12 protein-coding genes are annotated in these 22,163 nt (G+C 71.9%); 9 read left to right on the top strand and 3 right to left on the bottom strand.

Translation table 11 applies throughout. From position 1 onward, the window contains the following. Window positions 1-3 precede the first annotated feature (3 nt). Window positions 4-1,440, top strand: coding sequence for an MFS transporter (locus OHS57_RS02550; protein ID WP_328580829.1), 1,437 nt, complete (start codon window positions 4-6; stop codon window positions 1,438-1,440). Then, entirely contained in the window at window positions 1,430-2,914 is a 1,485-nt protein-coding gene (locus tag OHS57_RS02555) for a pyridoxal phosphate-dependent decarboxylase family protein (RefSeq protein WP_328580830.1), read from the top strand. Before OHS57_RS02550 ends, OHS57_RS02555 begins: the two co-directional genes overlap by 11 nt. 7 nt (window positions 2,915-2,921) lie before the next feature. On the opposite strand, the gene OHS57_RS02560 is transcribed toward OHS57_RS02555, so the two are convergent. Both OHS57_RS02560 and OHS57_RS02565 read right to left on the bottom strand, forming a co-directional pair. Continuing rightward, a complete protein-coding gene (locus OHS57_RS02560) occupies window positions 2,922-3,077 on the bottom strand; it encodes a hypothetical protein (RefSeq protein ID WP_107070279.1) in 156 nt (51 codons plus the stop codon). A 128-nt stretch (window positions 3,078-3,205) separates the two neighbouring features. Beyond that, window positions 3,206-4,777, bottom strand: coding sequence for a diacylglycerol/lipid kinase family protein (locus OHS57_RS02565; protein WP_328580831.1), 1,572 nt, complete (start codon window positions 4,775-4,777; stop codon window positions 3,206-3,208). A 245-nt stretch (window positions 4,778-5,022) separates the two neighbouring features. Here OHS57_RS02565 and OHS57_RS02570 point away from each other — a divergent pair, with 245 nt between their 5' ends. After that, window positions 5,023-8,256 (top strand): penicillin acylase family protein, encoded by a 3,234-nt coding sequence (locus tag OHS57_RS02570; protein WP_443042830.1) that lies wholly within the window; start codon window positions 5,023-5,025, stop codon window positions 8,254-8,256. A 76-nt stretch (window positions 8,257-8,332) separates the two neighbouring features. Here the strand turns inward: OHS57_RS02570 and OHS57_RS02575 are convergent, their stop codons facing one another. Next, window positions 8,333-9,418, bottom strand: coding sequence for a DUF5937 family protein (locus OHS57_RS02575; RefSeq protein WP_328580833.1), 1,086 nt, complete (start codon window positions 9,416-9,418; stop codon window positions 8,333-8,335). Between the two features lie 99 nt (window positions 9,419-9,517). Here OHS57_RS02575 and OHS57_RS02580 point away from each other — a divergent pair, with 99 nt between their 5' ends. From OHS57_RS02580 to OHS57_RS02605, 6 genes are all read left to right on the top strand, one after another. Continuing rightward, entirely contained in the window at window positions 9,518-10,732 is a 1,215-nt protein-coding gene (locus OHS57_RS02580; protein ID WP_328580834.1) for an MFS transporter, read from the top strand. Window positions 10,733-10,763: 31 nt separating this feature from the next. Then, window positions 10,764-11,465 carry a 2-phosphosulfolactate phosphatase gene (locus tag OHS57_RS02585; protein WP_328580835.1) on the top strand — a complete coding sequence of 234 codons (702 nt, stop codon included), beginning with the start codon at window positions 10,764-10,766 and terminating at the stop codon, window positions 11,463-11,465. A gap of 545 nt (window positions 11,466-12,010) precedes the next feature. Beyond that, window positions 12,011-13,516, top strand: coding sequence for an acyltransferase domain-containing protein (locus OHS57_RS02590; RefSeq protein WP_328580836.1), 1,506 nt, complete (start codon window positions 12,011-12,013; stop codon window positions 13,514-13,516). Next, window positions 13,513-19,575: an SDR family oxidoreductase gene (locus OHS57_RS02595; RefSeq protein WP_328580837.1), complete on the top strand. Its 6,063-nt coding sequence runs from the start codon at window positions 13,513-13,515 to the stop codon at window positions 19,573-19,575. Before OHS57_RS02590 ends, OHS57_RS02595 begins: the two co-directional genes overlap by 4 nt. A 25-nt stretch (window positions 19,576-19,600) precedes the next feature. Continuing rightward, window positions 19,601-20,659: a 3-oxoacyl-[acyl-carrier-protein] synthase III C-terminal domain-containing protein gene (locus OHS57_RS02600; RefSeq protein ID WP_328580838.1), complete on the top strand. Its 1,059-nt coding sequence runs from the start codon at window positions 19,601-19,603 to the stop codon at window positions 20,657-20,659. Continuing rightward, complete coding sequence (locus tag OHS57_RS02605; protein ID WP_328580839.1) at window positions 20,656-22,110, top strand: cytochrome P450; 1,455 nt, start codon at window positions 20,656-20,658, stop codon at window positions 22,108-22,110. Before OHS57_RS02600 ends, OHS57_RS02605 begins: the two co-directional genes overlap by 4 nt. Window positions 22,111-22,163: the final 53 nt, after the last annotated feature.

Here is a 22,163-nt window from a genome sequence, read left to right on the forward strand (position 1 = left end):
GGCATGGCAGCAGACATCCGCGCGCAGGGCGAGCCGGTTGCGCCCCTTCGGCGCCGGGTGCGTATCGGGTACGGCCTCGGCTCCCTGTGCACCGGCACGTTCGCCACCGTGCCGGGGCTGATCCTGCTCTACTACCTCACCAACGTGCTCGCCGTGCCCGCGGCCGTCGCCGGTGCGGCCGTCTTCCTGCCGAAGGCCTGGGACGTCCTGGTCAACCCGCTGGTCGGGGCGGTGTCCGATCGAAGCCGACTGCGCGGCGGACCGCGCCGGCCGTTCCTGCTGGCCGGTGCCTGCACGCTCCCGCCGCTCTTCGCGCTGCTCTTCGCCGCGCCCCCGCTGCACGGCGCGGCGGCCGCCGGATACGTGGCGGTGGTCTTCCTGCTCGCCGCCACCGCGTACGCCGTCTTCCAGGTGCCGTACGTGACGATGCCCGCCGAGATGACCGAGGACCCGGCCGAGCGGAGCCGGGTGCTGGGCTGGCGGGTCGGCTTTCTCGGCGTCGCGATCCTGCTGTCCGGCGGGCTCGCGCCGGCGATCGCGCACGCGGGCGACGACGGACCGGGCAGCTACCGGACCATGGGGATCGCCGTCGCCTTCCTGCTCGCCCTGGGCATGTTCGGGGCCTGGTTCACCACCCGGTGGGCGCCCGCGGTGGCCCGCAGCGAGGCCGAGCACTCGCTCCGGGCCCAGTTGGCCGCCGCCAGGTCGCACCGGCCCTTCCTGTTCCTGGCCGGCATGTGGACCCTCCAGGCCCTCGCCGTGGGCGTGATGCTCGCCGGCGTCCAGTACTTCGCGACGTACACCCTCGGCTCGGCCGACGCGGTCACGCCGCTGTTCGCCTGTCTGATCGGTCCGCTCGTACTCGTCATGCCGCTGTGGAACCGGCTGGCCCGTCGCTACGGCGTGAAGGCGGCCCAGTGGTGCGCCTCGGTGCTCTTCCTCGGCGGCGCCGTGCTGCTGGCCTGCACGCCCGCGGCCGGAAACGCGCTCGGCTTCGGGGCGGTCGTCGTCATCGGAATCGCCTACGCCGGGCTCCAGTTGCTGCCGCTCACCATGCTCGCCGACACGCTCGCGGCCGATGTCGCCCGTACCGGCAAGCGGCGGGCAGCGACCTTCACCGGGCTGTGGACCGCGGCCGAGAATCTGGCCTTCGCGCTGGGCGCCGGGGCGTTCGCGCTCGTTCTGGCGGTGACGGGGTTTCGTTCCTCCGACGCCGACCACCGGGTCGACCAGCCCGGGGCTGCTCTGACCGGCATCACCGTGGGCATGAGCGTGCTGCCGGCCGTTCTCGCGGCGGCGAGCCTGTGGCTGTTGTACCGCTACCGCGAGGACGCCGCCGACAACACGTCCGCAACGCCCGTGTCCCCGGCGGCCGCGTCCCCCGCGCCCGCGTCCCCCGCGCCCGAACCCCGGCAGGAAGAGACCGACCGTGTCGACTGAGCCCAACCCCGCGCTTCCCGAGGGCCGTTCGGCGGCCGACGTGCTCGCCGAGCTGCGGCGTCTGCGGGACTCCGACGCACCCACCCGGGGTGGGCGCACCTTCGCCTACGTCTACGACGCGGGGCTAGAGGGGCTCGACGAGCTGGCGGCCGCCGCGTACACGGAGTACGCGACCGTCAACGGCCTCGACCCCACCGTCTTCCCGAGCGTGGCACGGCTGGAGAACGACCTGGTGCGGACCGTGGCGGCGCTGCTGGGCGCCCCGGGCGCGCAAGGGACGTTCACCAGCGGCGGTACCGAGAGCATCCTGCTCGCGGTCAAGACGGCCCGCGACCACGCGCGTTCGGTACGGGGGGTCACGGCGCCGCAGCTGGTCCTGCCGTCCACCGCCCATGCCGCCTTCCACAAGGCGGCCCACTACCTCGGCCTGGAGACGGTCGCCGTCCCGGTCGATCCGGCCACCTTCCGCGCCGACGCCGACGCCGTGGCGGCGGCCATCACCGACCGCACCGCGCTCGTGGTCGCCTCGGCGCCGTCGTACGCGCACGGGGTGATCGACCCCGTGGCCGACATCGCCGCCGCTGCCGCCGGGCGCGGGGTGCTGTGCCATGTCGACGCCTGTATCGGCGGCTGGCTGCTGCCCTATCTGCGGCGCGCCGGGCGCGAGGTGCCGCCGTTCGGCCTTTCGGTCCCCGGGGTCACGTCGCTCTCCGTCGACCTGCACAAGTATGCGTACGCCGACAAGGGCGCGTCCGTCGTCCTCTACCGGGACGCCGAACTGCGCCGGTACCAGTACTTCGCCCATGCGGGGTGGCCCGGTTACCCGGTCGTCAACCCCACGGTGCAGGGGACGAAGTCCGGCGGGCTGCTGGCGCAGGCGTGGGCGGTCCTCCAGCATGTCGGGGAGGACGGCTACACCGCCCTGGCCGCCCGGGTCGCCGAGGCGTCGGACCGGCTGCTGGCGGGGCTGCGTGGCGTAGCCGGCGTACAGGTGCTCGGTGAACCGGCCGCAGGGCTGGTCGCGTTCACGGTCCACGGCGAATCGGCGGGAGCGGGGCCCGACTTGAGCCTGCTGCTGCACCTGGCGGACGAGATGCGCGTCCGGGGCTGGTACCTCCAGCCGCAGTTGTCGTTCGACGGCCTGCCGCCCAATCTCCATCTCACCCTGACCCCGGCCACGGTCGGCCAGGTGGACGCGCTGGTGAAGGATCTGGCTGACGCGCTGCGAGCGGCCCGCGCGCTGCCGCCGGTGTCCGTGGACCCGGGGCTGGCCGGCCTCGCCGCCGGGCTCGACCCGGCGGCGCTGACTCCGGAGGAGATCGCCGGCGTCCTGGCTTACGCGGGGCTCGACGGGGAGGCGGGGCTGCCCGTCCGGATGGCCCCCGTACTGGTGTTGCTGGACGCTCTTGAGCAGCCGCTCAAGGAGCGGCTGCTCTCGGAGTTCATCGGGTCGGTGTTCGACAACCGGCCCTAGAGGGGTTCTAGAAGTAGTGCTTACGGCCACCGACCGCGCGGCCGCTCGCCCCGAGGATCCACAGGGCCGCGCCGACGACGACAAGCACACCACCGATGGTGGTCAGCAGCGAGACACCGACCAGCAGGCCGATGAGGAGCAGAATGACGCCAAGGACAATCATGTCGGTTCCGATCTCTTCGTCTCCGCGGCCACGCGGTCGGTGGCTGTCGGTCCGTCGTTGTGCTTCCTCCAAGTGCCCGGCCTGCGGCGGCTCATGCATACGCCGTTGCACCGCGTCCGCTCGGCAGCTCAGCGCAGCCACTGGTCCTGGTCGGCGGGGCGGTACAGGGTGACGGCCTTGGGAATCTTGTCGAGGACCAGACGTCGGTAGGTGGCGTCCGTGACCTCGCCGTCGTACGCGAAGTGGGGGTCGCCCCGCAGGACTTCGAGGTCCAGGCGGCGTACCTGGGCGGTCGTCAGCACCCGGGAGTTGTGCAGGGTGCCGGTCAGGACCGCGAGCAGCAGCCGGGTGCGGGCCAGCGGGGTGCCGGCCTCCACGGCGCGGACGTCGAGCAGTCCGTCGTCGAGCTGTGTGCGGTAGGTCGGGGCGAAACCGGCCGGGTGGTAGATGCCGTTGCCCGCGAAGAGCAGCCAGATGCGGCGGGCGCGGCCGTTGATGACCACGGAGAGCGGGCTGCCGGTGGCCAGGACCTTGGCGAGGCCCACGGCCAGGGCGGGCCACTTGCCGATGTGCTTCTCCAGCCGTTCCCTGGCGTGGACGAGTTCCGAGTACACCCCGATGCTGAAGGTGTTGAGGAAGAACTGCTGGCCGGGACCTTCCGGAGGCTCCGCCGAGTCGGCGGGTGAGCTGTCCGGCGCGCCCTCCTCGGGGTGGGTGCCCGGGCCCTCGGGTGACGAGGCCCTGCCCACGTCGGCGGTGACCGCGTCGCCCGCCTGGATGGCGCGGACCACGTCCTCCAGGGTCTGGTTGCCGAGGTCCACGGCGAAGTGGTTGAACGTACCGCCGGGGAAGACGGCCAGCGGCACACCGTGGCGGGCGGCCGTGGTGGTGCCCGCGTTGACGGTCCCGTCGCCTCCGCACACGCCCAGCGCCCCGCCGTCGGCGACGGCGCGCAGCGCCGCCTCGTCGAGCAGGGTCAGCAGGTCGTCGGCCGGTTCGAGGACGGTGATCGAGGCCTTGGGCAGCAGGGTGCCCAGCGTCTCGGCGGTGTCCTTGGTCCAGGAGATGCCGGACGACGGGTTGACCAGCAGATGCAGCCCCTCGCCGTCCACGAGCGCGGGGGCAGGTCTGCGCGGCGGCGGGGCGGAGGCCGCCGCGTCCGGCTTCACCGGCCACCACCGGCAGGTGAGCAGCGCGGCGCCCACGCCGACGATCACGCCCGCCGCCGCCCGGCCGCGATGGGTGAGGCCTTCACTGCTGCGTACGTACGCCAGCCCGGCGGCGACCGGCAGGACGGCGAGTCCGTACCGCGGCGACTCCAGGGCGACCCCCGAGGCGAAGGCAGCGGCGGAGGCCATGGGGCTGGACGGGAGCGACGCGGTGTTCGGCCGGGGGAACACGCCGGGCAGCCGGTCGAGGACCGGACGGGCGCTGCGGGCGGCCGGTTTGCCGAGCGTGTGGTTCATCACGGCGACGATCGCCACGGAACCGACGCCCCGCAGCGCCGCCCTGCGCGCACTCCGGCCGCCGGAGGCGCCGAGCGCGACGGCGGCGGCCAGCCATACGGCGTCGTGCCCGGCCGCGCGTCGCAGCAGGCCGGTGGCCGAGTTGCCCCGCTCGGGGCGGGCCAGGGCGAGGGACGCGGCCACCACTCCGCTGCCCGGCCCCGATATCTTCGACAGCCGTCCAGGTCGCTTCATGAACTTGCCACACCTCTGCACCTAGTGAATCCGCTCTACGCGACCGGACCGGACCGCGGCGCCTCACCCTAATGGCGCCCCACTCCACCGTCGACGAGATGGTCGTCTGACGGATGCCCCCGACTCGGGCTCTCAGCCGCTCCGGAATATTGCGGTCCTGTGGAAGTTGCCCCGCAGGAGCTTCCTGGTTGCGGCGAAAGCGGGAATAGTGTTCCCGCGCGCCCGACCGTGTCCCCCACGACCGAATGACGGAAGAGGCTCCGGTGACCGCTGCTCCTGCTCCCGCTTCACGACGCCGTCGAGCGTCCTTCCGCTCAGCCGTCCTCTCCGTCGTCGCGGCCTCCGCGATGCTCGCGACGCTCGTCGTCGCCTCACCCGCCCAGGCAGCGGCGGGAGTTGACCCGATACCCGCCGCCGGTGACCCCTGCCTCGGCCAGTGCCAGGACATTCTCCCGGCCGGTGAGAACGGCCACGCCACGCTCGCCGGGATCCTGCTGCACCAGAGCGTCGGCACCCGGCCGAAGCACTCCGCGGACCAGATAGAGCCGTACGACAACCTCCTGCACGACTACTCGGGGCTGACGGAGGATCAGCTCGCCGCCTACTTCAACGACGCGTCGTTCGGGGTGGCGTCCGATCAGGTGGAGAGCACGAAGTCGCCCCGGTCGGACGTGACGATCACCCGGGACAAGGCGACGGGCACCCCCCACATCAAGGGAACGACCCGCGCGGGGACCGAGTTCGGCGCCGGGTACGCGGCCGGCGAGGACAAGCTGTGGCTGATGGACGTCCTGCGGCACGTCGGCCGGGGCGAGTTGTCGTCCTTCGCGGGCGGCGCGGCGGGCAACCGCGCCCTGGAGCAGAGCCTGTGGTCGGTGGCTCCGTACACCGAGAGCGACCTCACGGCCCAGCTCGAACGCGTCCGTGACTCCGGCACCAAGGGCGCGCAGGCGTACCAGGACATCCAGAACTACGTGGCCGGCATCAACGCGTGGATCGACGACACCGTCGGAGCCAACAGCTACCCCGGTGAGTACGTGCTGACCGGCCACGGCTCCTCGATCAAGGACTTCACGGCCACGGATGTGGTGGCGATGGCGTCGGTCGTCGGCGCGATCTTCGGTGGCGGCGGGGGCGGCGAGGTCGGCAACGCGCTCGCCAAGCTCGAATTCCAGCAGCGCTACGGCACGGCGGCCGGCAACACCGCGTACGCCGCGTGGCGCGCGCAGGACGACTCCGAGGCGGTGACCACCGTCCACAGCGGCACCTTCCCGTACGGGAACTCCCCCGCCTCCCCTAAGGGTGTCGCCGTACCGGATCCGGACACGGTCCAGGCCTTCAGCCACGCGCAGAACGGCACGGGAACAGGCGCGGCGAAGGCCGCGAAGGCGTCAACGGCGGCAGGCGTGCTGCCCGGTGACCTGATCACCGCGAAGAAGGGCATGTCCAACGCCCTTGTGGTGTCCGGCGAGCACACCGCCTCCGGCCATCCGGTCGCGGTCTACGGGCCACAAACGGGTTACTACGCACCGCAGTTGCTGATGATCCAGGAACTGGACGGGCCCGGGCTGCGCGTCCGGGGGGCCGCCTTCCCCGGGTTGAGCTTCTACGTGGAGATCGGCCGCGGGCTCGACTACTCCTGGAGCGCCACCTCCGCCAACCAGGACATCACCGACACCTTCGCCGTCGACCTCTGCGAACCGTCGGGCGCGGCGCCCACCCGGGCCTCCGACCACTACCTGCTGCGCGGGGTGTGCACCCCCTTCGACACACTGACCAAGCACAACAGCTGGTCGGCGACCGTGGCGGACTCGACCGCGACCGGTGCCTACGATCTGGTCAGCAAGCGCAGTGCGTACGGGCTGGTCACGCACACCGGCGAAGTGGACGGGCGCCCGGTGGCCTTCACCGCGCTGCGCTCCACGTACCAGCACGACATCGACTCGGTGATCGGCTTCCAGCAGTTCAACGACCCGAACGCGATCACCTCGGCCCAGACCTTCCAGAAGGCCGCCCAGGACGTCGGCTACACCTTCAACTGGTTCTACGTCGACGCCGATCACACGGCGTACTACAACTCCGGCATCAATCCGGTCCGGGCCGCCGGGACGGATCCTGACCAGCCGATCCTGGCCGGGGCCGGCCACGAGTGGCAGAACTGGGACCCGGTCCGCAACACCTCCGCCGTCACGCCGCCGGCCGAGCATCCGCAGTCCGTCGACCAGGACTACTACGTCAGCTGGAACAACAAGCAGGCCAAGGGCTTCGCTTCGGACTGGGGCAACGGTTCGGTCCACCGCGCCGACATCCTCGACAAGCGGGTCTCGGCCCTCGTCGCCGCGGGCAACGTCACCCGCGTCCAGCTCGTGAAGGCCATGGAAGAGGGCGCGACGGTCGACCTGCGGGCCGAGAGCGTGCTGCCCTCCGTGCTGGACGTCATCGACAGCGCGCAGATCACCGACCCCGCCCTGGCAGCGACGGTGGCGAAGCTGCGGGCCTGGACCGCGGCCGGCTCGCACCGCAGGGAGACCGCGAAGGGATCGCGCGTCTACGCCGACGCCGACGCGATCCGCGTCCTGGACGCCTGGTGGCCGCTGCTGGTGGAGGGCGAGTTCAAGTCCGACCTGGGCAACGACCTCTACCAGGCGCTGACGTCCGTCGCCCCGATCAACGAGTCGCCTTCGGGCGGCCAGAACGGCACCGGCGGCGCCGCCACCGGGATCGCGGCGGGCGAGGCACACAAGGGCTCGTCGTTCCAGCACGGTTGGTGGAGCTACGTCGACAAGGACCTCAGGTCCGTGCTCGGCAAGCCCGTGAGCAGTCCTCTCAACAAGACGTACTGCGGGGCCGGTTCGGTGTCCGACTGCCGCGACGTGCTGCTCTCCACCCTGGCCACGGCGGCGGCCACGCCCGCGACCGAGGTCTACCCGGCGGACGACGAATGCGGGGCGGGCGAGCAGGTCTGCGCCGACTCGATCGTCCACCGGGCGATGGGCGGCATCACCGTGCCCCGCATCGCCTGGCAGAACCGGCCGACGTACCAGCAGGTGGTCGAATTCCCGGCCCGCCGCGGCGACAACCTCACCAACCTCGCCGCCGGCGCGAGCGTGAGCGCTTCGGACTACCAGGACGCGATCATCGTCTCGTACCCGCCGAAGAAGGCGATCGACCAGGACCCGGCCACCCGCTGGGCGAGCAAGACCACCCCCACCGCCTGGATCACCGTCGACCTCGGCGCACCCCGCCAGGTCGGCCGCGTCACCCTCAACTGGTCGGACCAGTACGCACTCGCCTACCGCATCGAGGTCTCGACGGACAACGCGACCTGGCGGACCGTACACACCACAACGGCGGGCAGGGGCGGAGTGGAGAACCGGGCGTTCACCCCGGGCAGCGCCCGGTACGTACGGATCACCTGCACGCAACGCGGCACGGACAACCGGTACTCGCTCAACGAGATCGGGGTCTACAGCAGCTGAGTAGGGGAGTTCGCGACGGACTGACCGGGGCCCGCGAGAAGGCCGGGCGTACGCGTAGCGGCCATGCTCACGGCGCTCAGCGCAGTACGGCCGCCAGCAGGTCGGATCCCAGCGCCGTCAGGTCGGGCAGTTCGAGGGTGTAGTGGACGTAACGGCCGTGCCGCCGGGCTGTGAGCAGGCCCGCGCGGCGCAGGACCGCGAGGTGGCGGGAGACCTCCGGGGATGAGAGTTCCCAGGCCTGGGCCAGCTCGCCGGTGGTGTGCGGGCCGCGGGCCAGGGTGCGGAGCAGCCGCAGCCGTACCGGATGTGCGAGTGCCTCCAGCCGCAGCGTGACGGTTTCCAGCGACACCGGCTCGGACTGCTCAGGGCCGGCCACGGGGTACTGCATCACCGGCTGCCACCCGGGCGCGTAGACCGCCACCAGGTGCGGGTGGCCGAAGACACTGGGGATGAAGGTGGCCCCGGTGCCCTGGGCGGACGTCGACTTGTCCTGGAGCTTGTCCACGACGATGTGGCCGCCGTCCGGTGCCAGGGTGACCGCCTCGGAGACCGATGCCAGCGCGGCGCCGATGCCCTGGCGCTTCAGCAGGTCGTTCTTCAGGCGCAGGTCGGTGGCGAGTCGCACGGCGACGCCTGTCCAGGCGGCGTCGAAGAAGGCCTCGGCGCACTGTTCCAGGGTGTGGCGCACCCGCGCCCGTACGACGGCCGGGTCCACCAGCAGCCGTTCAGCGAAGGCACCTTGGAGCGCGCCACGGGCCTGGGCCAGGCCCAGGGCGCGCTCGCGCGCAGTCGCGTCGGCGAGCGGCGACGGCGCGCCGAAGTGGAGCCGGTTGCTGCCGCACGTGGTGACGAGCGCGGACGTCACATACGTCTCGTCGTCGATCCGGTCCACGTCGTCCAGCTCCTCGGCGAGGGTCGCCCGGGGCCGGGCGGGGACGAGGAAATCGGCTCGTGAGGAACGCCAGAGGAACTCCGCCTCCCGCAACCGCTCGGCCAGCTCCGGCCGCAGGCCGGCCCAGACGTCCCCGGCCCAGCCGGCGAGCCGCGGATGGTGCCCGGGTTCGGCCAGCACATGCAGCATCGCGGTCAGTTCGGCCAGCGGGGAGGCGGCGAACCGCAGCCGCTCCGGCGGCAGGCCGTTGATGTCGATCCGCAATGTCATACCCACATCATCACTGGCCGGACGGCCTGCGGCGGAGTCGGTTGACGGTGTCCGTCAACCGACTCCGCAGGCCCGGCGGACGAACGCACCGTTGGCGCCATGGCAACCACCACCAAAGTCCGGCCCGCCGCCCTCGTCCGGGCCTCCGGAGGTCCCCGCTACGCCGTCGCCCTGGCCGTGGACGCGCTCGGCACCGGCCTGCTGCGGCCCTTTCTGCTGCTCTACGGGGTGACGGTGCTGAGGCTGTCGGCTCCGGCCACCGGCATCGCCATGACGCTCGGCATCGTCGCGGGGCTGGTGTGCATGCCGGCGGTCGGCCGATGGCTGGACCGGGGCGCGCGCAGCACGGTCGTGGCGGCGTCGATGCTGGTGCGGGTGGTGGGCGTGGCGCTGCTGCTGGCCGCCCCGGCGGGGCACGTCTGGGCGTTCTCGACGGCGGCGCTCTTCCTCGGCATCGGCAACCAGGCGTGGCCCGCCGCCCACGCGGCTCTTGTGGCGACGGTCGCCCACGGCCGGGAACGCGACACCGCTCTCGCGGCGGGCCGCGCCCTGCGCAACGCCGGCATGGGCGCGGGCGCGCTCCTCGCCACCGTATGTCTGACGGGCGGCGCCACCGCGTTGCAGGCGCTGGCGGCCGTCACCGGACTCGCCTATCTCACCGCGGCGGCCCTGGTGTGGTCGGTCCACCTGCACGCCCGGCCGGCCGCGGGCCCGGCCGAGGACCGGGACGACGGGCCCGCACCCCGTATGCGCGCGCTGCTCGCCGCCAACGTGATCTACGCCTTCTGCCTCAACGTTCCCGAAATCGCCCTCCCGCTGGTCCTGGTGACCGAGTTGCACGCCTCCCCGGTGTGGTCGGCGGCCATCTTCGTGGCCAACACGGTGCTGGTGGTCACCCTCCAGGTTCCGGTCACCGTTCTGCTGTCCCGCTTCTCCCGGCGGACGGTGCTCGCTTTCGCCGGGGTGGTGCTCACCGTGTCCTACCTCGGTTTCCTGGTGGCCACGTCCCTGGGACACGGCTGGGGCGCCCCGGCCGTCGCTGCGGTGTCCGTGGTCTGCACGATCGGCGAGATCATCTATGCCGGCAGCGCCACCGCGCTCGTCACCGCGCTCGCCCCGGCCCATGTCCTGGGCCGCGCCCTCACCCGCTTCCAGCTCTCCACGGGCTTCGGCCTCGCCGTCTCCCCGGCGGTCATCACCGCGCTCGCACCGTACGGCCCGGCAGCCCTCTGGGGCAGCCTCGCCGGTGCGACGCTCCTCTCCGCCGGCGCCGTCGTCACCGAAGAGGAGCACGGAAGCCGGCTCGGCGATTGACGCCGCCGGGGCATGCGCGATCATGATCCGCATGGACGCTCGTTTCCTCGGCATCGCCGAACTGGCCGAAGTCCCCTCCGTGGCGGTCGTGGTCGACGTCATGCGTGCGTTCACCGTGGCCGCCTGGGCCTTCGCCCAGGGAGCGGAGAAGATCGTGCTCGCCGGGTCGCTGGACGACGCTCTGGCTCTCAAGGCCCGTCACCCTGATTGGGTGGCGGTCAAGGACGGTCCGGCCGCGCCGGGGTTCGACGCCGTCAACTCCCCTGGTCTGCTGCGGTCCTTCGACCTCGGCGGACGGACCGTCGTACAGAAGACCACGGCAGGCACGGTGGGCGCCCTCGCGGTCAAGGACGCCGAGCTGGTGCTCTGCGCCGGCTTCGTGGTGGCGGAGGCGACCGCCCGGCTCCTGCGGACGCGTGCGAGTGACCGGGTCACGTTCGTGATCACCGGCGAGGACGGGCGGGCCGACGAAGACCTGGCCTGCGCCGAGTACATCGCCGACAGGGCCACCGGGGCCGGTACGGACCCCGGCGCCTTCCTTCGCCGCGCCGCCGCGTCGCGCGCCGCCGCCGAACTGATGCAGGGGGTACGCCAAGGGGTCCACCCCGATGACGTCGCACTCTGCCTTGAGGTGGACCGGTTCCCCTTCGCCATGGTGGCGGCCTCGGAAGGCTCGCTCATGGTCCTGCGTCCGCACGCGATGCCTTCGCCGACCGACAGGGACCCGGTCTGATCCCACGCCGGGGACTCTCCCAAACCGGCAGTCTCAGCCAAGTCGGGTTCATCGAGAGGTGGCCGAAACGCTGGGACGCGTCTTATTCAGGCACTGCATGCATCAGCCACCAAAACCGACATGACGTCCATTAATGTCACAAGTGTCCTGGCACGGCTAACACGGACTCTCACCGAGCAGCAAGACCGCATAGGCTATCCGGAACCATGTACTTCACCAGTCTTCGGCGCGGCCCGAGTACGGCTGAAACTGGGACCCTGAGATCGTTGACCCTCCGAAAGATGCCCAGCTACCTTGATGAGCGACCCATTCCGCGAAGGAAAACCCTAATCAGGGTCACGCAGGTACGGGAATGGCAACCAACGATGTGCGATCAGGGTCGAATTTCCCCTGACTCGCCGTTCCGTAAAGCGCAGCAAGTGAACGTATGTCGTTGATTTCGTCGCACCGTCGCGGCGTTCCCAGGCCCCCGGTCGAGCCGATGCGATAACGCCGGCAGTCGGGACGAGATGAGGCTGATGCACGTGGTGGATTCTGTCTTTGTCATGCCCGGTACGGTGGCTGCCCCGCGCGGAGGAATTCTGCGCGATTTGCACAACCGTTACGAGACCGTACGTGAAGCGCTGTCCCGCATCGACAAGGCGGCCCAGGAAATGGGGCTGCCGAACATCAGTGAACGACTGATCGAGCAGAACGGGACGAGCGACAGGCGCGGCCCCGAGGTGCAATATCTTGAGATATTCGCGGTCAGTATCGCGACGCACCACATGCTGATCGCGGAGGGCGCCAAGCCCGTGGCGATCGTCGGACAGAGCATCGGGGAGCTGTGGGCCCTCGCCGCCGCCGGGCACCTGTCCGTCGAGGACGCGGCGCGGCTGGCCGTGGCCCGGTCCCAGGTGCTGACCCGGCAGAGCTGGGACGGAAAGATGCTGGCGGTGGGAGTGGACGGCCGCAGGGCCGAGTCGCTCGCCGGGCTGATCGACCATCCCCATCTGGTCCTGGCCTGCGAGAACGCCCCACGGCAGAGCGTCATCAGCGGCCCCGAGCCGTTGATCGAGCACGTGGAGCGGGTGGCGGAGGCGCTGGACTGGCCGAGTCTGCGACTCGACGTCCCGCACCCGACCCACACTCCGGCGATGGCGCAGGCCGCGCGGGACCTACGGGAGACCGCGCCACGGGTGCCGTACGGCGCGGGGCGCTGGCGCGTGTGTTCGCCCTGGCTGGGGCGGGACATCGGCGACGACGACCCGGTCGACCTGGTCGCGGGCGCACTCACCGCCCGGGTCAGGATGCTCCAGACGATCCGTGAACTGCACGCGGCCGGCGCCGACGTCTTCGTCGAGTGCGGTGAGTGGCCCGTCGTGACGAAGTTCGTCGAGGGGTCGGTCCCGGGCGTGCGATGTGTCGTGCCGCTGAGCGAGAGCGACCCGGTCGAGGCCGTTCGGGCGCTGGTCGCCGAGTCCGCCGAGATGGGCCCGTTCCGCTCGCGCCCGGCGGCACCGTCGAGCAACGGACGCGGTCCCGTCGTACCGGTACGTGAGCCCGTGCCGGCCGGAGCGGTCGCGACACTCCCGGTCGCCGAGGTGCTGATCCCGGCCACCGCACCCACGGCTCCGGTGTCGTACGTGGCGCCGGTGTCCGACGTCGCACCTGTCTCCGTCGCGCCCCCCGTCTCCGCCCCGGCCCCCGTCTCCGCCCCGGCCCTCGCAGCGTCCGTGGCTCCGGCCGCTCCGGTCGAGGTCGCGCCGCCCGCCGTCGCTCCGGTGGCTTCGCCGCCCTCCGCCGGTCTTGACTACGAGACGGTGCTGACGGAACTGCGGACGCTCTACGGCGACTTCCTCGGCTACCCGCCGGACCTGCTCGGTGAGGACGACGGCCTGGAGTCCGAGCTGGGTGTCGAGTCGCTCAAGCAAGTGGCCCTGCTCGGCCGGGTGTCCGACCGGTTCGACCTGCCAGGACTGCGGGCGAACTCCGCCCTGCTGACCATGGGCACACTGCGCCGGATCGCGGACGCCGTCGTACAGGGCCGGGCGGAGGCTGCCGCACGATGACCTCCACGGAGAATCTACGGGGCCGGGTCGCGCTCGTGACCGGTGCCGCGAAGAGCCTCGGCGCGGACATCGTGCGCTGCCTGGCCGAGCGCGGCGCCCATGTGATCGTCAACTACTTCCACTCGGTCGAGCAGGCGCGACTGCTGCAGGCGGAGCTGGAGGCGGCCGGTCACAGCTGCGAGTTCATCCGCGCCTCCGTGGCCAAGACCAGCGAGATCGACCGGATGTTCGACCTGGTCGAGGAGCGACACGGCGGCCTGGACATTCTGATCAACAACGCGGCGGGCGGGGCCTTCCTACCGCTGTTCGACATCGACGACACGTACTGGCAGCGGGCATGGTCCACCAATGTGATGGGGGCCTACCACTGTTCGCGCCGGGCCGCCGAGCTGATGGCGGGCAGAGAAGGCGCGACCATCCTCTGCCTGTCGAGCGTCGGGGCGCACCAGCCGGTACCGGGTTACGGCCCCGGCGGTGTCACGAAGGCGGCGCTGGAGTCGCTGGTCCGCTACCTGGCGCTCGAACTGGTCGGCCAGGGCGTGCGGGTGAACACCGTGCTGCTCGGCTCCGTCGCCAGCGAGATCCTGGTCAACCTCGGCGCGCCGGCGGCGACGCCGGGCGGCTCTGCCGAGACCGAGCTGATGAGCCGCGCCCTCTCGACGCCGGAGGCCGCCAGGTTGATCGTCCACCTCCTGCACGAGGACACCGCCTTCATCACCGGGCAGACCATCGTCGCCGACGGTGGCATCAGCATCGGCGGGATGCAGGGGATGCGGTTGCACAGCAGGCTGGCGGACCAGGTGAGCAAGCCCGACAAGCGCCAGCCGGTCCCGGCGGCTACGGCGCCAACCGCGACCGCGACTGAGGCAGTTACGGCAACGATGTCGACCGGGGCGAGCCGGCCCGCGCCCGAACGACCGGCGGCCGTCCCCCCGGCGCACGCACCGGCACCGGCGCCCGTACCCGTATCGGCGCCCGTACCGGCTCCGGCACCTGTGCCCGCACCCGTCGCGGCACCAGCAGCGGAGACGGACCCCGGAGCCGTCGCCGTCGTCGGGCTCGGTGTCGCCCTGCCCGGCGCGAACAACACGTCGGAGTTCTGGGACCGGCTGCGCGAGGGCGTCCTGCTCTCCAGCGAGCCGTCCGCCTTCGACCTGAAGCACTTCTGGGCGCCCACCCGGCAGGACACGGACGCCTTCTACGTCCGTGAGGCCGGGTATCTCCACGACTTCGTCCCCGACCCCGCCTCGATCGCCGAGCCGGACGGCAACGCGGGACACCCCGGGTGGCCGCGTACCACGCGCTGGCTGCGGCACTGCGCCGTCCAGGCCCTGAAAGGGGTACACCGGCGCCCCGACGACCGCTGGCTCGCCGCGACCACCGGCATCCACGACCAGACGGGACTCGGCTCGCAGGGAGTCATCCTGGGCGACGAGTACCGGCGCATGATGCGCGAGGCCCTCCCCGCCGACCAGGAAGGCGACTGGCTGGCCGAGTTGGCCGACCACGCGATCACCGCGCACTACGGTGGCGACGGCGGCGACCCGCAGGCCTATCTGCCCGCGTCCGTCTCCCGCAACGCGCTGCGCGGGCTCGTCCCCGACGATTCGCAGCATCTGACCCTCGACGCGGCCTGTGCGAGCGGGCTGTTCGCCATCGACGCGGCGGTCAAGGCGCTGCGCGAGGGCTCCTGCGACGTGGCGCTGGCCGGCGGCACGTCGGTGATCGAGCCGATCGGGTTCACCCTCTTCTGCCGGGCGCAGGGCATCTCGATGAGCGGCAAGGTCCGCCCCTTCGACCAGGCGGCCGACGGAACCCTCATCGGTGAGGGCTCCATCGTGCTCACGCTGAAGTCGTACGCACGGGCCGTGGCGGACGGCGACCGGGTGCTCGGGGTCATCCGGGGCACCGGTCTCGCCGCCGACGGGCGCGGCAAGGGCATTCACGCCCCGGCCACGCGCGGGCAGGAGATGGCGATCTCCCGGGCCTGGGCCGACGCGGGCGTCGAGGCCGACGACGTGGACTGGGTGGTGGCGCACGGCACCGGCACACCGGTGGGCGACGAGATCGAACTGCGCTCGCTGCTCTCCCAGTTAGGGCCGCGCGAGCGGGCCTGCCTGCTGACGTCGAACAAGCAGGTCTTCGGGCACACCGGTGTGCTGGCGGGGCTGGTCTCGGTCGCGCACGCGCTGGTCGCGCTCGAACGCGGCGCGGTCCCCGGCCAGCCCGTGGTCACCGATCCGCATCCGCTGCTGGAGGACGGCGCGCGGCTGACCGTACCGGTCAAGGACGCGCCCTGGCCGACGGACGAAGCCCGGCCACGGGTGGTCGGCGTGTCGTCGTTCGGCCTCGGCGGCGCGGACGCGCATGTGGTCCTCTCGGACCGCGTGCCGCGGACAACTCCCCCGCGACGGCCGGGCGTCGACGCTCCGACGGACTCCGAGGAACTGGTCGTCGTCGGCTGGAACACCCATCTGCCGGGCCTGGACACCGCGCGGGTGCCCGCCTGGCTTCGGGGCGAAGGCCCGCTGCCGGAGGCCGACTTCGGGATGCCGTACCCGCTGCCGTCCCCGCGACAGGTACGTATCCCGCCGCTGACGATGCGTCACATGGACCCCGCGCACCTGATGATGCTCCAGGCCGTCGGCCCGCTGCTGGAGCAGCTCGGCGAACCGGGGCTCAGCCTGCGGTCGACCACGGCCATCGTGGTGGGGGCGACGCTGCCGACCACGCACAACACCCGGGCCGCCCTGCGCGTGCATGCCGGTGAGTGCGCCACCACGTTCGACATCCTGCCCGACCCGGCTCAGGTACAGACGCTGAAGGACTATCTCGCGAAGGGGATGGCGGAGGCCAAGGGGGTGATCCCCGGCGACCTGAACGAGGACGACTTCACCGGGGCCGTCTCCTGCATCCTGTCGGGCCGGGCGGCCAACTACTACGATTTCCAGGGCCTCGGCACCAGCGTCTACGCCCAGCGGGACTCCACGCACACCGCCCTCGACCTGGCGCTGCGCCAGCTGCGGCACCGGGCGTGCGACCTCGCGATCGTCGGTGCGGTGTGCCAGCGGCCCATCAGCGGCTGGGACCGTCACCTCGACGATCTGGTGCCGGAGGGCAGGTCCATCGCGGAGGGTGCCGCCGTCATGGCGGTCACCCGGCTCTCCACCGCGCTGGAGCACAACCTGCCCGTCCTGGGTTCGCTCTCCACCGCCGTGGACGGTACGGACGCCCGGCACCCGGCCACGCCCGCGCACGCCCTGTCGGCGCTGGCCGACTCCGGACGCACCTACCTGTCGCTGGACGCCCTGCTGGCGGTCCTCAAGGCCGTGTCCACCAAGACGGACACCGTCGTGACGCCCACCGTGCCCGGATCACCACCGATCCGGTACACCCGGCCGGCCGGCCCGCGTCAGGGCGACCCCGCCGAGGCGGACGGAGCCGCACACGCCGAGCCGTCCCGTACGGCTTCGGAAGGTACCGCCCCGGCGACCGCCCCCGACCCGGCCGGGCAGCCGGAACACACCGAGGAGTTCACCGGCCGCCGCCAGACCTTCCGGCTCGTCCCGACGGCCCCGCCCCGCAACGCGTCGGCCACACCGCCGATCCCGCCGGGCACCGTCGTCATCACCGACGCCCCGGATCTCGCCGAGGCCGCCGCGGGCCCGGACATCGCCGTCTGGTCACCGTGCGCCGGCACCGGAAGCGTCACCCATGTACCGCCCGAGGAGGCGCCGGGCGCCCTGGCCGGTCTGCCGTTCATCCCGCGCCACATCCGGGTCCTGTCCCGGCTGCCGGACGGGATCGACGCGTACGACGACGCCGAAGCCGGCCGGATGGAGGACCTTCAGGACCTCGCGTTCACCACGCTCCAAGCCGCTCTGCCCGCGCTGCGCTCCGGCGGGTCGCTCGGCGTCCTGCTGCTCGGCGCGGTACCCGACGACCTGCCGCCCCCGCTGAGCGGGCTGTTCACCGGCCTGGTCCGCTCCGTCAGGGCCGAGGTCCCGCAGTGCGGCGGAGTGACCCTGCTGAGCGACGCCCCCGACGTGGCGCCGGCCCTGGACCAGCTGGCGCGGGCAGGCACCGCGCAGGTGCCGACCCACACGCTGGCCTGCCGCGGGGACGACTGGCTCACCCTGGCCGTCACCGACGACCACGCGCCGCCGCCCCCGCCGGGGTCCGCGGCACTGCCGCCCGGCGCGGTCGTCGTCGCCTTCGGCGGCGCCCGGGGCATCACCCCCGAGCTGCTGCACGCGATCGCCCACAGCAGCGACCGGCCGTATGTGTACGTCGTCGGCCGCACCCCGCTGCCGGAGACCGACGAACCGCTGCCGCCGCAGGCCGAGTTCATCGCGTCCGAACGCCGCAGCCGTCCCAGCGCCTCGGTGGGTGAGTTGCGGGCCGCCTACGAGAAGGCCCAGGGCCGCCTGGAAGTACGCCGTACGGTACGGCGGTTGACGGAGCTGTGCGGCGAGGACCGGGTCCACCACCGGGTGTGCGACATCCTCGACGCGGAGCGCACCTCCGCCGTCCTCAACGAGGTGCTGGACCGGCACGGTCGGATCGACCTGCTCATCAACACCGTCCTGGACCTGCGTTCGCGCGCGCTGCACGCCAAGACCCTCACCGATTTCCGGGCGGTCAGGGCCACCAAGGCGATCGGTTACCGGAACCTCAAACGGGCCCTGGCAGGTCGACCGCCGCGGATCTGGTGCAACTTCAGCACGCTGGCGACGCTCGCCCCCGCACCCGGTGACATCGACTACTGCGCCGTCAACGAGTACCTCGCCTATGCGAGCGCCCGGGCGCAGCGGCACGGCCCTGCGGGGCATCAGGAGTTCGCGGTTCTCTGGAGCGGCTGGCGGGAGGTGGGTGTCGCCAGCAGCGTCACCATGCGGGAGACCCTGGAACGCAACCAGATGGACGCCTACATCAGCACCGCGCAGGGATGCGCGCAGTTCCTCTCCACCGTGGCCCGGCCGCCGGCCGGCGGGGTGGCGTTCTTCATCAGGGAGGAGGAACGCGTCCTGCTGGCCAGGCGCGGCATCAGCACGTACGGGTCCGCCGGCGAACCGCAGGTCCCCGCCCCGGACGCGCCCGCGCCCGCCCCGGTGGATCCGTCGCTGACCAGTCCGCTGCTCGACGGTGTCCTGCACCGCGGCAAGGACTGGGCCGTGTTCACCAAGACCTGGGATCCGGACACCCTCGCCGAGCGGGACGGGCGGTGGATGCGTCATCACCGGGTCAACGGCGAGTACACGCTGGCCGGTACGTTCACCCTCGAAGCAGCGGCGGCGGCTGCCGCGACCCTCTGCCCCGGCCTGGTGGTCACCGGGTTCCGCGATCTCGTCTGCCGGACGTCGATCACGGTCAGACTCGCGGGACCGCTGCGCACGGTCGCGGTCGAAGCGCGGGTCACCAGCCGCGAGCGCGACCGCGCCGAGGTGGCGGTCCGGATGACGGCGCACCGGATCGGCAAGAACGGCAAGGTGCTGCGCTTCAACGACCTGCTGTGCGAGACGAAAGTCGTGCTGGCGGAGCGCTATCCCGCGCTCGCAGCGCCGCCCGACTCCTCGTCGTACGAGCCCGAACCCGATTTCGCGCCGCCGGTCTACTCCCCCGACCCGCCCATCTCGCTGACCGGCCCGTTCGCCGGCACCGGCGACTACACCCGCGGGCGGACCGGGAACAGTGCCAAGTGGGCTCTGGACCATGTCACTTGGGCTCCGGCGCTGGCCGGGATGACCGTACCCGCGATCCTGCTGGACGCGATGGTGCATCTGTTGCTGCTGCCGCCGCGCGGTGACCACCCGCCCCTGGTCGGCCCGATGGCCGGCCTCGACGAGGTCGATCTCGGCGGGCCCGGCAACGACTGCGGGCTCAGCGCGGAGCACCCGGACATCCGGCTGCACTGCGCCTTCGACACCGGGGACCTGACCGCGGCGGGCGGTGACGGCCGGGTGCTGGCCCGGATCGCCGGCGTCGCCGCCCACCCCCTGGACCACAGCGGGGAGCTGGTCAGGCCCCGCGCCCGCGTTCCGCAGTCGCACCTCTCGTGACCAGCTGACAGCCGAGGAGACAGCAGTGTTGTGGCAGGACATCACGATCGCAGGGACCGGTGCGTGGATCCCGCCCATCAAGCCCGAGCACGGGCCGTGGGGCGGACCGGTCACCGAACAGCCCTCCGTGGCGGGGCTCAACGGCTTCACATCGGCCGCCGTGTCGAAGGACCACACGCCGACACAGATGGCGGTCAGGGCCGGTCTCAAGGCGCTGCGCCACGCGAACGTCGCCAGTGCCGACCTGAGTCTGCTCGTGCACGCCAACTTCCAGGACGAGGACCACTTCACGCCCGCGCCCTACATCCTGCGGGTGCTCGGCGGAAAGGACACCGCCGGGATCGAGCTGGGCGCCGCGAGTGACGGCGGGGTCGCCGGACTCGTCGCCGCGGCCGAACACCTCACCGCCCGGCCTGCCGCGAAAGCCGCCCTCGTCACGGCGGGTGCCCGCTTCTCCGACCAACGGTGGGGCCATGTACGGGAGATGGGGTACGTGGCCGGCGACGCCGGCGCCGCCGCCGTAGTCACCCGGGGGTCGGGCTTCGCCCGCCTGCTGGCGACAGCGCACGCGACGGAGCCGCAGCTGGAGGTGCTGACCCGGACCAGGCGGGGATACGCCGCCGGCGGTGGTGAGCGGCAGTTCATCGTCGAGGACACCGGGTTCATGCCCCACATCGAGGTCATGCAACGGGCCACCCACCGCTGCATCCGGTCCGTCCTCGACGAGACCGGGGTGAAACCGCAGGACGTCTCGCACGTGGCGGCCATCGCCATCGGCTCGGCCGTGCTCGACCTGCTGCTGACCGGTTCACCGCTCGGCCGCCGCTCCGACGACACCAGTTGGATCTTCGGCAGGCACCTCGGCCACGCGGGGCCGAGCGACAACCTGCTCGCCCTCGACCGGATGTTCCGCTCCGGCACCCTGCGGGCCGGCGAACACGTCCTCGTCGTGAGTTTCGGCGTCGGGTTCCGCTGGACCACGGCGCTGCTCGAAATCACCCGCGACCCCGTCGCCGCCGTACCCGTACCCGTACCCGCCGCCGCATCCGCCGGCCACTCACCCACAGAAGGAAGTCGTTCATGACAGACACCACCACGGCGACCGCAGCGTCGGTTCCGGTGGCCCCGGGGGCGCTGCCGCTGCTGGGCCACGCGCTGCCGCTGCTCCGCGATCCGCTGGCGTTCATCATGTCCCTGTCCGGGTACCGCAAGATGGTCCGCGTCCGGCTGGGCCCGAGCACCGCCATGATGATCTGCGACCCGGACCTGACCCGGCAGGTGTTCCTCAACGACCGGGTCTTCGACAAGGGCGGCCCGATCTACGACCGGATCCGCGAGGTCATCGGCGACGGCCTGTCCACCTGCGCGTACCCCCTGCACCGGCGGCAACGACGGCTGTGCCAGCCGTCGTTCCACCCCACCCGGCTCCCCGGGTACGGGTCGGTGTTCGCCCGCGCCGCGACGCTGAAGGCGGACGCCTGGCACGACGGCGACGTCCTCGACATCACGCAGGAAATGATGACGCTGACGACCCGCGCCACCATGGAGACGATGTTCAGCGGCTCACTGCCGGAAGAGACCATGCGCCGGGCCCTGGCCGACACCGCGACCATCGTGACCGCGTTCTTCCGCCGGATGATGACCCCGGCCCTGCTGCGCCGGGTGCCGACGCCGCGCAAGCGTCAGTACGAGAACGCCACCAACCGGCTGGCCGCCACGATCGCGGAGATCATCGCCGAGCGGCGCGCCGACCCGACCGACCACGCCGACCTGCTCTCCACGCTCGTCGCCGCCGTCGACGAGGAGAGCCAGGACGGCCAGAAGCAGCTGAGCGACGCCGAACTCGCCGACGAGGCCCTCACGTTCTTCCTGGGCGGGATGGAGACCACGGCCATCACCCTGGCCTGGGCCCTGCACCTGGTGGCCACGCACCCGGACATCCAGCGGCGTCTCCAGGCCGAGAGCGACGCGGTCCTGGCCGGCGGGAAGCTCGACCCCGCGCATCTGCCCGCGCTCGGCCTGGCCGGCCGGGTGGTGACCGAGACCCTGCGGCTGTATCCGCCCGCCTGGATGATGACCCGCGCGGTCAGGTCGGACACCGAACTGGGCGGGGTGCGGCTCAAGGGCGGCAGCACCATCGTGCTCAGCCCGTACCTGCTGCACCGCAGGCCCGACCTGTACCCCGATCCCGACACGTTCGACCCGGACCGCTGGCTCGAAGGGCAGCCCGACCGGGCGACCTACATCCCGTTCGGCGCCGGGGCGCGCAAGTGCATCGGGGACCAGTTCGCCCTCACCGAGGCGATCCTGGCCCTCACCGCCGTCGTCTCCCGCTGGGAGCTGAGCCCGGTGGGCGAACAGCCGTTCAAGCCCAAGGTGGAGACGAGCCTCAGTTCGCGCGGGGTACGCATGCGGCTCAGCGAGCGGCGGACCGGCGGTGCCAACCCCGCCGAGGCGCACTCGGCCGCACCGCTGACCACACCTGTCCAGCCGTCCACGCAGCCGGGCGCCGGCACCTGCCCGGTGAAGCATTAGGAGTGATGCCGTGAAGCCTCACCTGAAGCCTTTGGTGAAGCATCTCCTCACGA

Source organism: Streptomyces sp. NBC_00370, assembly GCF_036084755.1.
Classification (GTDB): Bacteria; Actinomycetota; Actinomycetes; order Streptomycetales; family Streptomycetaceae; genus Streptomyces.